The sequence below is a fragment of the Paenalcaligenes sp. Me131 genome, from assembly GCF_050487225.1.
Classification (GTDB): Bacteria; Pseudomonadota; Gammaproteobacteria; order Burkholderiales; family Burkholderiaceae_B; genus Paenalcaligenes.
Genome location: NZ_JBKQGY010000006.1, coordinates 40,689 through 56,019 on the forward strand (window position 1 = coordinate 40,689; position 15,331 = coordinate 56,019).

General features: G+C 49.4%; 5 protein-coding genes. All 5 read right to left on the bottom strand.

The features are described from left to right. Nucleotides 1–192 precede the first annotated feature (192 nt). The 5 genes from ACLPHM_RS16970 to cysP all read right to left on the bottom strand — a co-directional run bounded on the left by ACLPHM_RS16970 (nucleotide 193) and on the right by cysP (nucleotide 15,031). A complete protein-coding gene (locus ACLPHM_RS16970; RefSeq protein ID WP_430222391.1) occupies nucleotides 193–9,471 on the bottom strand; it encodes an autotransporter-associated beta strand repeat-containing protein in 9,279 nt (3,092 codons plus the stop codon). A 380-nt stretch (nucleotides 9,472–9,851) separates the two neighbouring features. Continuing rightward, entirely contained in the window at nucleotides 9,852–11,825 is a 1,974-nt protein-coding gene (locus ACLPHM_RS16975) for a TonB-dependent receptor domain-containing protein (RefSeq protein WP_430222392.1), read from the bottom strand. A 106-nt stretch (nucleotides 11,826–11,931) separates the two neighbouring features. Further along, entirely contained in the window at nucleotides 11,932–13,245 is a 1,314-nt protein-coding gene (locus ACLPHM_RS16980) for a sensor histidine kinase (protein ID WP_430222393.1), read from the bottom strand. A 1-nt stretch (nucleotide 13,246) separates the two neighbouring features. Then, a complete protein-coding gene (locus ACLPHM_RS16985; RefSeq protein WP_430222394.1) occupies nucleotides 13,247–13,909 on the bottom strand; it encodes a response regulator transcription factor in 663 nt (220 codons plus the stop codon). A gap of 114 nt (nucleotides 13,910–14,023) precedes the next feature. Next, nucleotides 14,024–15,031 carry a thiosulfate ABC transporter substrate-binding protein CysP gene (gene cysP / locus ACLPHM_RS16990; protein WP_430222395.1) on the bottom strand — a complete coding sequence of 336 codons (1,008 nt, stop codon included), beginning with the start codon at nucleotides 15,029–15,031 and terminating at the stop codon, nucleotides 14,024–14,026. Between the last annotated feature and the right edge of the window lie 300 nt (nucleotides 15,032–15,331).

The following is a 15,331-nucleotide window of genomic DNA, read 5'->3' on the forward strand; positions in this document are numbered from 1 at the left end:
CCTAAAAAAGGAACTAAACAATAACAGTTATCATTATCACTATCAATATTGATTGTGTAAGCCACAGACACATACAATCCCAAACACATGTCCATTTGTTACAAAGTAGTGAAATAAAGCCCGTCACACCAACGGCTCAACCATAAAAAAAGCCCCATAAAGGGGCTTTTTATTTACATCGTTGTGGGGTTTTTAGAACTCTATACCCAGGTTAGCGCGCACACCGTGATCGTTGCCATCACTACCCAACTGACCTTGGTATGACACACCCAAGGTTACCGAGCGGCTCAACTTCACGCCTACACCAGCTTCCAATACTGCGCTGTCACGCGACAGAGGTACACCGTACACCGTGAAGGCATTACCAGCCGAGAAGCGATGTGTGGATTCTGGCGTCACACCACCAAGCACATGGCGCCAGCCCAGAGAGGCATTAGCCATCACAGTGGTAGAGCCCACATCCATTTCAGTGCTGAAGCGTGAACCCAATGTCATGTAACTGATATTGGTATTGTCGCTCTTCACTTTCAGTGCAGCATCACCACCACGCTCGTTAAAACTGCTGCTATGCAGATTCACGTAAGCCAAGTTAGCAAACGGTTCCAACTGCACAGACCCCGCCTCAATGTTGTAGCCTACGTCAGCAAAGATCTGTGTAGTACGTGCTTTAGGCGAAGACTTCAGATCATCAGAGAAACCTGGGATAGAAACCGAGCGAGTGGCGCGCATTTCATGCCAAGTATGCGCTACCCCCATACGTACACCCAAGGCCTCCCACTGACCACCACCGTACAGACCTACGTGATAGTTATCACTCTTGTTGGTACTGCTTACATCGTTCGCATCGGCTTTGGTGTAGCTGTAACCCGCCAACGCCCCTACGCGGAATGCACCGTCACCCAGCGGGGTATCAGCACCCACCAAGAAACCGTAGGTACGACGTTTGAGTTTGTGGGCATTGCCATCGCTATCGGTATCACCCCAGTTTCCAAACGTCTGTGCCCATGCGGCAGTACCAGTAGAGTTAGCCTGAGCAACTTTTCTATCCGCCATCACAGCGCTACCGCTACTACCCGCACCACCAAAGGCGGAGCGCATACGATCTGTCGCGGCATCCCGTACAAAGCGGCTATCGTCAATCAGTGCTGTCTTAGTAGAAGCGTAGATCTCGCCTGACAAGGCATCTAAGCTGCGCTCAATCACCGCTGAATCATCAGGTAATTTAGCGATGGCCGTGTACACACCATGTGTAGAGGTGGAACCCATGCTCTCAATACCTCTGGCCGTAGCACGCTGGTTAGGTGTTCTACCACGCGCGTCAAAGGTCGTACCGTTACGTTTCAAGATCAGTTGTACTTCGCTATCGCTGTAGTTGTATTTCAGCTCTGGGTTCAAGAACGCGAAGTTAGATTTCACGCTATCAAAGGTACCATTTACCGAACCATCTGCAGTCAGGATCGTGTAGGCCGCGTTCAACTGGTAATTACCAGTTTCGCCAATATGGGCTACCCCACCCGACAATGTCGCATTACCTGTTACGTGTACCAAGTCAGAGGCTGTACCCACTGGGTCAACTTCTACATCGAAACGTGAACCTGACTGGAACACCAAGTCGCCATCTACTGTCAATTTATCAATAGAGTTACCGGGTGACAGTACACCACCTTTAGCAATGGTCACGGTAGCACCGTTGCCGCTACCGATGGTGCCATTACCCGCCAAGGTTGCGCCATCAGCAATCAGGGCTTGTTTAGCACCCAATTTGCCATTCACGGCCAACACGCCACTGTCTACATTCACTTGACCGTTAAAAGCAGAGCTATCGCCTGTGACTTGCAACATGCCAGCACCTTGCTTGCGCAGTTCACCTGTACCGGCCAATTGACCTGCGTATGCGGCATCAGCCGCTTGGTTCAGCGCCAAAGTTGCGCCAGAAGCGATGTTAGCGTTACCTGCAAAACGCTCGGCTGCTGTCGCCAACTGGCCAGCCTCTACATTCCAATCCAAGGCGGATTGGCCCGCAAGCGTCAACGTACCTTGGCCTTTTTTGACCATGGTCCCTTTCTGGTTGTTCAAAGCCTGAATGTCGTTCGCAAACGTCGCATCAGCGGCTTGATCCAATACAACCGTACCGGCGTTAGCAATATGCCCAGACACGCTACCTGCTTGCGCCACCAACGTACCTTCTTGCACTAGCGTGTTGCCATAGGCATTGGCAGTGTTACTCAACGCTAACGTACCTTGGCCTGTTTTCAGCAAATCGCCTTTACCCGTGACTGCACCGTCTACACCCATCGTTGCGCCAGCGGCTACCGCAACGTTACCGGTTTTGTTTAAGGTGAAATCATGTGTGCTGTTCAACGATGCTGTAGCAGCCAAGCTACCGCCTTCAAACACTACCGCACCACTGTTTGCACCCAAGTTAGCGGCACTGCTGATTTGTGTAATACCACCACCCAAGGTAGTGTCGCCAGCATAGCTATTTGTGCCTGCCAGGGTCAGAGTACCGGTGCCCACTTTAATCAGGCCACCAGCACCGCTGATATCACCTTGCAAGCCCAACTCTGTACTCGCTGCCACATCCACAAAACCTGTTTTGTTCAGTGCAATCTCACGCCCTGAGTTGAAGGAGGCTGTCGTTGCCAAACCACCGCCATCAAACACCATGTTAGGGGCTGTACCCAGTCTGGCATCGCTATCGATTTGCAGCGTACCACCCGCAATCGTGGTAACACCCGCGTAGTTGCTCGCACCACTCAAGACCAAGGTACCGGCACCGGCTTTGGTCAAACCACCCGCGCCATCAATGCTGCCCTGCCAATCCACTTTGGTATCGGCAGCCACATTCACAGCGGCTGTTTGTTGCAAGTCCATATGACGGCCAGAATTAAAGGAGGCTGTAGTCGCCAACCCACCACCATTCATGACCAAATTACTGCTTGCTGCACCCAGGTTTTTATCGCTGGAAATAGCGAGCACGCCACCTTGTACTAAGGTATCGCCGGTGTAGCTGTTATTGCCACTTAACACCAACGTACCAGCACCTGCTTTGGTCAGTGTTTTACCATCCCAACCAGTCAGTGGGTTTGCAGTTTGGTCACTAAGATCAGTGCCTACCAAGAACTGCTCGGCAGCAGTTGCCAGCGTGAATGTACCGTGTGCGTTATTGTTATTCGCCAACCAGCTCAAGCCGTACTTAGCGAAGAACTGTTTGCTATCAGCAGACTTACGTGTGCCCACCGTGAGGTAATCCACCACACCGGATGCACCACCTACGTTTACTGAAGCAAAGTCACCATTAATACCGTTAGTGGTATCAATCACCAGCACTTCTTGCTCACCTGCTTGAGACACGCCATTAAGCATAAAGTTAACATCGGAGCCCAACTGTACGCTCTTAGCCGTTAACACTGCACCGTTATCCATCGCACCCAGCGACAAACTCGTGTTATTAGCCATGTTCACATCACCAGCCACAGCCAATGTCGCTGGGCCCATTACGCCCAACGCACTGCCTGCACCGCTAACATCCAAATCACCTTGCAAACTATTGGCGGCGTTAGTGGTGCCATTACCGTATTCCAATGCACCGCCTGTTACTTCAGCGCTAGAACCTGCGGTACCCAACACCACCAATTTGCCTTCAGACACTTTGGTATGACCGGTGAAACCTGTATTTTGTGCACTTAGTGTTAGCTCACCTGCACCAGTTTTCTCTAGACTACCAGTACCCGAGATTGCACCCGTAAAGGTAGCATTTGTGGCTTGAGCGAACTCTACCGCGCCATCGTTTTTCAGATTACCTTTAATAGCTGCAGCCTCACCTTTCAGCAAGCCAGCTTGTACCTCTGTGTTGCCATAGGCATTGCCACTGTTCTGCAAGTGCAGCGTACCAGTACCTTTTTTCACCAAATCGCCTGCGCCACTGACCTTGCCGGACACAGCCAATTCGGTGCCACTTGCTACGTCAATACCACTAGTCTTGCTGACTTCTAAATCGCGGGCATTCGTAAACGACGCTGTCGTTGCCAAGGTACCACCACTTAAGGTGATGGCATCGGTGCCTGTACCCAAGTTAGCAACACTAGCTACCTCTAACGTACCTTCAGCAATGTTGTGAGAGATCGCACCATTTGTACCGCCTAGCGCCAGCGTACCTGCACCTTTTTTCAGCAAGGTAGTACCAGCACCTTTAACGTCGCCACTCCAATCCACAGACGTCGCTGCCGCTATAGATACGGTGGCGTCTTCTTGCAGATCTAGCTCGCGCTGCGTCGTAAAACTACCTGTGGTAGAAAGCGTTGTGCCTTGGCCTGCGATCTGTACTGCACCGCTGGCATCACCCAGGTTTTCATCTTTAGCGATTTCCAGCTCACCGCCTTCAAGTACGGTATCGCCAGCGTAGGTATTTGTACCGCCTAGTACCAATTTACCGGTACCAGCTTTGGTCAAACCACCTGCCCCTTCTATAGTGCCGTTCAACCCCAAGGTTTTGTCTGCGGCCACATCCACAGCACCCGTTTGCTGTAGGTCTACCTTGCGAGCAGAAGTGAAGGAATCCGTAACCGCCAAGCCACCACCGTTCAATACGAGGTTGCTAGCTAATGCACCCAAATTATCATCGCGGGAAACAGAGACCGTACCGCCTTCTACAATGGTGTTACCGGTGTAGCTATTCGTACCGCTGAGTGTCAGCGTACCGTCGCCTTTTTTGGTTAAGGTTTTACCGTCCCAACCTGTGGCTGCATTCGCAGCTTCATCTGTGAGGTTTTCGGTCACGTTGAATGTGTTCGACGCATTTGCCAGCGTGAACGTACCATGCGCATTGGAGCCTTTAGCTAACCAGCTTAAGCCATATTTAGCCAAATATTGTTTTTCATCTATAGACTTACGTGCACCGACAGTCAGGTAGTCCACAGTGCTTGAGCCATCTACGGTTACGGATGCAAAGTCACCTGTAATGCCTGTTGTGGTGTCAATAATGACGACTTCTTGGTTCATCGCCAACGAAGAAAGACCACTGAGGTTCAAGCTAACATTACCGGCCATGAGCATTTGATCGGCCGTCAACGCCGCGCCATTACTACCCAAGCTAATGTCCAGCTTGGTGTCATCCGCAAACATTGCAATACCATTTACTTTGAGCGTTGCTGGGCCATAAATAGCCAGCGTACTACCTGCATCATTCACGCTCAGTTGGCTAGCCACCGTGCTGAGTCCTCCTTCCGTACCATTGCCATACTGCAAGGTGGAACCACCATAAACCTGCGCCTCACCTGCGGTGGTGGCTTCAAGTACTACCAACTTACCGCTTAGCACATCCATAACGCCCGAGAAGCCATTATTCTGTGCGCCCAGAGTCAACTCGCCTGTCCCTAATTTCGTCAGTCGGCCGTTACCCGATATCACGCCGTTAAAGGTAGCATTAGAAACTTGAGCAAACTCTACCGTTGCGTTAGCCACGGTTTTTACGTTCCCTTTGATGGTTTCTGCCGTACCTTTAACCGTACCTGCGCGTACATCAGTATTTGCATACGCATTCGCTGCATTTTGCAACTCTAGTACGCCAGCACCCGTTTTGACTAGGTCCGCTGTACCACTGACTTTACCGGACAAAGCCAATGTATCAGCACTGTTGATAACTTCTATACCACTACCTTGGCTAACGTTGATATCTTTAGCGGTAGCAAAAGATGCTGACGCCGCCAATTTACCGCCACTGAGTGTAATGGCATCGGTGCCGGTGCCTAGGTTGGCATCACTACTAACCTGCAACTTACCTTCAGCAATGTTGTGAGAGATTGCACCGTTTGTGCCGCCCAGCACCAAGGTACCCTCGCCTTCTTTATTCAAAGTAGTGCCAGTGCCTTTGACGGTACCATTCCACTCTACCGAGGTATTGGCCGCTACTGATACGGTAGCGTCTTCTTGCAGATCTAGCTCACGCTGGGTCGCAAAACTACCGGTAGTAGAAAGGGTTGTGTCTTGGCCTACAATTTGTACTGCACCGTTGGCATTACCCAAGTTCTCGTTTTTAGCGATTACTAGTTCACCAGCGGCAAGCTGCGTACCACCAGCATAGGTATTTGTGCCACTAAGCACCAACTTACCCTCACCGGCTTTCGTTAAGCCGCCTGCGCCTCCTACCGTCCCTTTTACATCCAGCGTGGTGGCAGTTGCTACATTCATTGCACCCGTTTTTTGCAGATCAACCTTACGGGTTAAATTAAACGAAGCCGTAGTCGCTAAATCACCACCTTTCAACACCAGAGTACCTGCCCCTGTACCTAGGTTGTTATTTTGCGAAATCGAAACCGTACCGCCTTCTACGATAGTGTTACCAGAGTACGTATTAGCAGCGCTTAAGGTCAGTGTGCCTGCACCTTTTTTGGTTAATGTTCTGCCATCCCAGTTGGTGTTTGCAGTTTTATTACCTAAGACTGATACCACGTTATACGTATCCGTGGCATCTACCAGCGTGAATGTACCGTGCGCTTGTGCTCCTGTCGCCAACCAACTCAAGCCATATTTAGCTAAGTACTCTTTACCACTTTGAGATTTATACCCGCTTACAGTAAGGTAATCTACCGGACTTACCCCCTCACCAGCAGCAGCGCTTACCTCTCCAAAATCGCCTGTAATACCGTTAGTGGTGCGAATGACTACTCTCTCTTCATTCTCCTTCAGAGGAACAGATCTGAGCACCAATTTACCACCTTGCAACTCCACAGTATCCGCAGTCAACACTGGACCTTTACTAGATACCTCAACATCTAATGTGGTCCCACGCTCAAGATCAACACTGTTTCCTACTGATAACGTTGCCGGGCCATAAATGGCCAATGTACCCTCGTACCACACAGAAACATGATCAGTTATGGTGCTCGCGCCACCATTGACCCCATCACCAAACTGTAGGATGGCGTCACCATCGTCGACAAATACTCTATCGCCCCCAGATGCCAGCACGATCAACTTACCTTCTCTGGCATAGAGCTCACCAGTAAAGCTGGTATTATCTGCGCTCAGCGTCAGGTCACCAGTACCATATTTATATACTTCCCCAGAGCCAGTGATGTTCCCAGCAAATGTTGCATTGGTGTCTTGAGCAAACTCTACAGCAGCAGTGGCTGCATTCAGATGAATATTACCTTTAATGCTTACCGCATTACCGTTAAGCTTACCTGCCATTACCCTAGTGTTGGCATAGGCATTGGCGGTATTTTCCAACAGCAACCTACCTTCGCCGGTTTTCACCAAATCACCCGGACCACTCACTTTGCCAGTCAGCGTGAAGTCATAAGGCTCTCCTGCTTCTATAGTGCTGGTTTTACTCAGCAAAATTTCGCGCGCAATGTTAACGTGGGCTCCAGAAGTTGCCAGCGTACCGCCACTTAGGTTGATTGCATCGGTACCTGTGCCTAGGTTGGCAGCACTACTAATCTGTAGTCTACCTTCAGCAATGTTGTGAGAGATCACACCATTATTAGCGCCACTTAGCACCAAAGTACCTGCACCGGTTTTATTCAGTGTGGTACCTGTACTTTTTAGATCGCCTGCCCAATCAACCGTCTTACCGCTAGCCACCGACAAGGTAGCGTCTTGCTGTAAATCTATTTCACGATTACTTGTGAAGTCAGCAGTAGTCGCCAAGGTGGTGTTTTGCCCCGTCAGTCGCAGCACACTGTTGGCATCACCCAGATTACTGTCTTTAGAAATCTGTAACACACCGCCTTCTACAATGGTGTCACCGGTATAGCTGTTATTGCCGCTTAGGGTCAGCGTACCTTCGCCTTTCTTGGTTAAGGTCTTACCGTCCCAACCCGTAGCAGCATTTGCTTTCTCGTCTTTAAGATCCTCATCCGCATCAAAGCTTGTCCCCGCGTTAAGTGTAAATACACCGTTCGCTAGGTTGTTATTGGCCGTCCAGCTTAGGCCTTTCTTAGCCACATATTGTTTGCCATCATCAGACTTGCGTGTATTTAACGCTAAATAGTCTTCGGCTTGAGGCTGATAGCCGTGCACGATGACGGATGCAAAATCATTCTGAATACCAGATGTTGTATTGAATAACACCAAATCCGTACCCAACTGCGAAACGTTGGTAATACCACTGATGTCTAATACAGTACCTGCGCCAATCGTAAAGCTATCCGCCTGCACCACTGTAGCTGCACTAGGCACCACATCCATTTCTAATTTAGCGTTGTTGCTGATCGCTACTTGACCAGCTACCTCAAGCGCTGCTGTCCCTTTGATCAACAACGCACTATTAGCACCGCTTACGGTCAATGAGCTTAGGTTGCTCGTTTCCCCAACCCCTGCAGCACCGTATTGCAACGTACCGCCAGTAACTTCAGCCGCACCGCCCAATTTATTCTGAACGACTAACGTACCGCCAGAAACTGTGGTTTTTCCTTTAAACCCAGAGCTGTCGCCACTTAATGTCGTATGGCCAGAGATTTGATTCAGTTGATGATCTCCCGTCCCAGAGCTGATCAACGCAGATGTCAAAGAGTAGTCTGTATCGGTATGGTTCAGGTTTAGCTGACCCTTTTTTATCAAGCCAAAATCAATGCTGCCAACAGCTAGTTCACCTGCTGCTACAGCATCAGCCGCATCCAGTGACTCTGCCCCCACATAAATTGCAGCAGTGTAGTCTGCCGCAGCACTACCGACCATCTTAATGTCGTTGGCTTGTACTTTGGCACCATCTTGTACCAACAAAATAGCTTCATGACTGGGGGGAACCTCCCCTTCCATCGTAATGCCATCTGTTACGGTTAGCTGCGAACCAGCGCCTTTCGCCTCCAAACGAGCTTGAGCACCTGCACCACCAACAATCCTGACATTTTTGGCGGCTACCGATCCACCGCCCTCAATGATGACCTCTCCAGCATCACCAGGATTGGAACCCATCATTTTTAACTCACCAGACAACTGCACCGTAGAGCCTGCTCCCGACACCAGTAATCGACTACCTGTGCCCGACTCATTAATAAAAAACCTCTGTGCATTAAAGGCGCCGCCATTGGTGACCTCAACTACACCTTTACCATCATTGAAGCCCAGTCGTATCAAGGTGCGCAGATTAAAAACAGAGCCAGCGCCATCCACCACAATTTTCCCATTACCGCCCGCGCTTTTGCCCACTGTTACCGATTGCACCCCTGTAACATTGACTGTGGCACCACCTTTCAGTTCTAGTAAGCCTGTGGTCGAGCTTCCTACATCAATGGCTAATGCAGTATCCCAACTAGCGGCACCCACAGGAGGGGTGGGTGAGACACTTCCCGTCGCCGTAATGGTTCCCTGCGCCAACGCATTCACACTCACGAAAGCAGCCGCTGCCGTTGCCGCGACCAGAGTCGCTTTACGCCCTCCCGATTTTTTACGTGCTTTGCAGCTTTCGCTGGCTACTTGCCACAGCCCTAATTTGGCATTAAAAACAACTCGGTAAATACGGTTCATAGGTGCGCTCTCTGATAGGAAATTCGACGGTTTTTGATGCCTCGAATTATAAGAAGCACCCTGTCAACCATGATTTCCGAACCTGCGTACTATGTGCCTAGTTGTTACCTCATGCGTTTTTCTTTACGTGATTTTTTCACTACTTTTTGGACTGCTACAAGGCGCTAAAAACTGCTTTTCACCCTGCTCTGTATAGACGTTTTTAACATTACTTTTACTAATTTATATATGAGCAGTTTTCATAAGACTTAGTTATTCAAATCGTGTTGGTATCAATATTCGGTTTCAACTGATACAGATACCGTAGCCAATATGTAGCGGCTATTGCACCACACAGGGCTACGGTTTTTTTCTAACAACGACTAGCGCTGAACAACACACTAGAACCTTAACGTTGCCCCCACATAGAAACGGCGGCCATCCAGGATTTTGTCGTACCCATCATCACCGCTAATCTGCTTATCCAACAGGTTATAAATACCCGCAAACGCGCTGACATTTTTGGTGATGTCGGCATTAATACCCACATCTACCATGGAGTAAGACGGAATACGGCTGCTACCGCCCTCGATAGTGCGGCTCTTGTGCTTCCATTTCCCCCAGAAGTTAATGGCCTCGGTCGCCTGCCAATCCACGCCCAGATTAAACATATGGCGCGGTGTATTGTTCAACGGCTTACCTTTGCTTGCGCCGGAAGTGATTTCACTGTCCGATAAGGTGTAGTTGGTGTTCACGCGAACTTGCTCACCAATAGGCATGCCGAAGCCCACCTCTAGACCTTGCAGGCGAGCTGAATCCAGGTTGATGTATTGCTGAATGCTTTGGCGAGTTTCACCGTTATAGGTACATTCAGGAATGCTGCCAGAGCTTTGACACACATACTGCTTACCAATTTTGTTACGGAAACGTGTGTGATAGCCCATCACGCTAAAGCTGTACTGATCAGGCGTACTCCATACAAAACCCAACTCGTAGCTGGTACTTTTTTCAGGTTGTAAGTCTGGGTTACCCATATCCCATGAACGACCGCGTGCCGCATTTTCAACAATGCCATCATCGGCTTGCTTCAAGCTCGGTGTCTTGTAGCCGGCACTCACTCCACCTTTCAGCACCAAATCGTCACTCACGTTATACACACCATATAAGCGTGGGGTTACGTGATTGCCGTAATGCTGATTACGATCCAGCCGTAAGCCACCAGTTAGGGTGAAATTATCGGTCAGGTTATATTCATCTTCGGCAAACAAGGAAGCATGCCATCTCGATAAGTCCGTGTTTTTAGAACCTGGAAAACGGCTTGCATCGTGCAAGGTTTCTTCTTTCTTGTACTCGGCCCCTACCGTAATCGTGTGTGACTCCAATGGTAATAAGGTTCTGGTATTTAGAATGCTGGACCGGTACTCAGACTCTGTGCCGCCATTTTCAATGGTGACTTTTTCTTGTAGCCCATAGGTACGCGTATTGTTACTACTGCCCCAATTCCAATCATGCGTCACACCGTAATAAACACGTTTGTTATTCATGTCCATCTCGCTGCCAGAACGCTCTGGTGTACGCAAGTTATCGGTGGTTGTAATACCCCCGTCAAAACGTAAGCTGTGGTTGTCCGTCAGAATCCAGTCCAACCTCGCATTGTTATTGTTAATGCGCTGCTTACCATAGCCACTTGCCATACGGTCTTCACGCCTATGGTAACTAGAGCCTGACAGCATAATGCCTAGACGGTTAGCAATTAACGGGCCGCTCAGGTTATAGCGCCCTTGAAATGCGTTGCCTGACTCAGATCTTTTTTGTAAGGTTGCATCCAGTGTTACCTCACCCGTCCACTCCGGTGATATTTTCTTCGTAATGATGTTGATGACACCTCCCATCGCGCTAGAGCCATACAGCGACGACATAGGGCCACGGATCACCTCTATACGCTCTATCGCCGACATAGGAGGCAGCAAGTTAGTCGTTGCCCCACCCCCAAAGCCGTTGTAGTAGGCCTCGGACGACGTACCCAATGGCTTACCATCCACCAGAAACAGCACATAACTTTCACCCAACCCTCGTATGGTGATGCTAGTACTTTCAAACTTTCCGCTGGCACCACCCTCAATAGACACCCCTGGCACATCTTGCAAGGCATCCGTGATATTGCGATAGGCCTTACCTTCTAGCTCTTCTTTGGTAATGACGGTAATCGTTGCTGGTGCGTCCGCAATCACCTGCTCAAAGCCTGATGCCGTGACGACAATATTGCTGAGCTTATTGACATGCTGTTCTTGTGCATACGCGGGCAATGTCAGTGCCCCCAACACAGCGGCACAAAGCAAACGCTGCGGAAAGTGATGTATTGCAAAACCTTTCATAGTTGTAGTGGTCCAGAGAGCAAGCGTTAAGGCTTGTAATAGTTGTATAAATAAGAATCATTTTCATTATAAAAATACAACCTGACCACAACCTGACGAGCACCTGCTACTGCTGAAAATACAACCGTATGGTGCAGGGCTGCGTACTGACAAAACACGCATCACCACCCGCGTTACGCAATATACGCCGCACAATAGACAAGCCCAGCCCAGACCCCTCACTATCTGACTGCGCTTTCTGGAAGCGTTCAAACATGGCTTCCCATTTCTCTATGGGTACACCGGCGCCTTGATCTTGTATATCTAAAACCGCCTGCCCACCTACTGTATAAAGCCGCACCATCACATCCGCTTTGCCATGCAGTAACGCATTTTCTATGCAATTACGAATGGCATCCCGCAGTAAGGACTCTTGCCCCTTCACCTCTACATGTTCTTGTAAATGCACATGTATGGATCGATTTGCAGCGTCAAACAACGGCAACAAACCCAGTACGGTTTCACGCACCACACGTGTCAGACGTGTGCTAGACGTCGCATGCTGCTGGCGCTCTATATCTTGTTCTTGCCGTGCCAACAGCAGTAATTGGCCTACCAGTCTGCTTAATTGCTTAAGCTCCCCATCTATAGCCTGCCAATCAGCCTTACCTTCTACTCTGTAACGCTGCAGGCGTAAATCCAATACCGTCAACGGCGTACGCAACTCATGCGCGGCATCGGCAAGCACTTGCTGCTCTTTCTCGTATGCATTAGCAAAGCGCTCTAGCCCTAGATTAGCAGCATGCGCCAACGGACGTATTTCCACCGGTAAGGTTTCAAGTGGGATACGTAACTCGGGCGACTGCGGCCCTATAGAGCTAGCCAACCTAGCGGCCCGCTGCACGGGTCTTAATGCCCACTGCAACAAAAACCAAGCCAGTACCATCCCCAACACGCCAAAGGGCAAGAGCACAAATAAACTGCGAATAAACTGTGCGTGAAAGAGCGTATCCAGTAATTCGCGCTCCATGCGGTCTTCTTTGGAGACCATTAAGGTCGCACCATCGGTTAACACGACGGGAATACTAATCAGCCTACCGCTCGCTTTACGCCAACTAGGGTGCGAGAAATGCAGCCAGTTTCTGGCCTCATAGTGCTTAAGCTTTAATGGTCGGTCTAAAAAACCGCTGTACCACAGCAGTTCACCGGTAGCGTCATACAAGGTGTACGCCATAGGGCTGCCCGCATAGTAATCAGGCAGCTCAGCAGGACTACTCTGCGCACTCAGCCCTTTTCCTAACTCTTGTGCTTGTATGTAGATCACACTACGCCGTATCTGATCTCTGGCATCCAACAAATACAGCACCACAGCCGCCAAGCCCAGTAAAAACACTAGGCCAAACGACAACAGTAAACGACGACGCAAACTGGCCCTACGCATATTACACGTCAGCAACCAGTCGGTAACCTATGCCTCGTATCGTATCCACACGTATGGTTGCGCCGGCTACTTTCAACTTACGCCGCAAGCGTGACACTAAGGCCTCTATGGCATTGGGTGTCACCGCCTCGTGGTTCGTGTACAAAGCATCTTCAAGATAGTCTTTAATCACAGCGCGAGGCGAAGAACGCAATAAGGCTTCTAACAACATGGCTTCCCGCCTCGGTAAATCCAAGGGCTGCTGCCCCACCAATGCCTGTAAAGACTCAGGAATAAAGCTCAAATTACCGTGATTCAAGATAGCAGTTTGCTGAGCTGTGCGTCGCCATATAGCGCGTAACCGTGCTTCTAACTCTTGCATATCTATAGGCTTAAGCATGTAGTCATCTGCACCAGCATTCAGGCCAGCAATACGCGATGTAATCGCATCACGTGCTGACAAGATGATGCAAGGTGGCCTCGCCGCTATGCCTTGCAACAACTGCATGCCATCCATATCTGGCAACCCAAGGTCTAAGATCCATGCGTCATAATGCGTATGCGCAATCAACTCCAGGGCCGCACTACCCGATGCTGCCACGTCTACCACAAAGCCATAGCGTTGCAGATGCTGCTGCAAAAGTTCACTAAGCGGGGCGTGATCCTCTACTACTAATAGCCTCATATCTTCTGCATTCTTATTTGATAATGATTCTTATTATATTAATAGAAAGAAGATAACACAGGACGAGGCCGTAGGACTACTCGCCCCGGCTATTCGGGCTATGCCTAACTACCGTTATTGAGCCTGCAACTGATCCAACACTGCGTCTGTCGCAAAATGCTTGGCTTGTATGGCCCGCCACGGCCCCAATACCTCGGTGGGGTTAATTAACGCTACGTCGGGAAAAGTGGCCGCTGTTTCTTGAACAATGGCTGGATCCCGCACCCTATAGTTAAAGTCGCTCAACAGGCGCTGAGTATCCGGTGTGTACAAAAACTGCAAAAAAGCTGTTGCTACATCACGGCTGCCACGCTCATCGGCCACTTTATCCACCACCGCTACAGGAAACTCCGCCAACACACTGCTAGGTGGCACAATGATTTCGAAACCCTGATCTTGAAACTCTGGGCTAGCTAGAATATTTCGCTCTTCAAACTCGAAAGTCAGCAACACATCCCCCTGACCATTCTGAGCAAAGGCCACAGTTGCCCCTCGGCTACCAGTAGGGAAGTTCTCTACATTAGCCAATAGTTGGCCTACAAACTCTCTAATTTTTGCCTCATCACCATTAAATTTTTGATGTGCGAATAACCATGCCCCCAAATAGCTATAGCGCGCATTACCAGAGGTCTTAGGGTTCGAGAATACGAGACTGACATCGTCACGCACCAAGTCATCCCAATCTTTAATGTTTTTAGGATTGCCTTCACGTACCAAGAAGGTGATGGTGCTGTAGTAAGGGGAGCTATTGTGCGGCAGGCGCTGCGCCCAGTCCTCGGCCACGATGCCGCGCTCTACCAACGCCTCTATGTCGGTCACCTGATTAAAAGTCACCACATCGACTTTTTTACCTTGAATAATGTCTTGTGCTTGACGTGAACTGCCCGCAAAAGACTGATCTATCTTGATGCTCTGGCCTGTTTGCTGCTGCCAATGTTCTACAAATTTGGGGTTTACCGCCGCAAAGGTTTCACGCGCCACATCAAAAGAGGCATTCAATAAACTGCTGGTTTGGGCCATGACGGTAGAACTGCTTATCGCAGCGATCAGCGTGAACACCCCTGCCGTACTCTTCACATTCATCTTCTGCTCCACATAACATTGGCACTATCGCCAAATTATTTATTCATGCAGAGCATTATGGGTAACCCACCCTCAAATACGAACGATAAAGTCCTCATGCGCTTATAACTGCTTTTCTAAACACTTGCATTACGAATGCTGTATTGCATTATTTATGCTTTCATTTTCGCCATATACATAAAACACATAAACAAATTATTTTGATTATGGAGAGTAATGATTTTAAAAAATCTCAAAAATTAAAAATCAGCAATCACCTTTACCCGATCAGAGCATCACCGCCCCTACCATAGAGAAGAT

What these genes read in the sequence shown, in the direction of transcription:
- cysP (WP_430222395.1), bottom strand. Translation starts at nt 15,031, where the DNA reads ATGAATGTGAAGAGTACGGCAGGGGTGTTCACGCTGATCGCTGCGATA.
- ACLPHM_RS16980 (WP_430222393.1), bottom strand. Translation starts at nt 13,245, where the DNA reads ATGCGTAGGGCCAGTTTGCGTCGTCGTTTACTGTTGTCGTTTGGCCTA.
- ACLPHM_RS16970 (WP_430222391.1), bottom strand. Translation starts at nt 9,471, where the DNA reads ATGAACCGTATTTACCGAGTTGTTTTTAATGCCAAATTAGGGCTGTGG.
- ACLPHM_RS16975 (WP_430222392.1), bottom strand. Translation starts at nt 11,825, where the DNA reads ATGAAAGGTTTTGCAATACATCACTTTCCGCAGCGTTTGCTTTGTGCC.
- ACLPHM_RS16985 (WP_430222394.1), bottom strand. Translation starts at nt 13,909, where the DNA reads ATGAGGCTATTAGTAGTAGAGGATCACGCCCCGCTTAGTGAACTTTTG.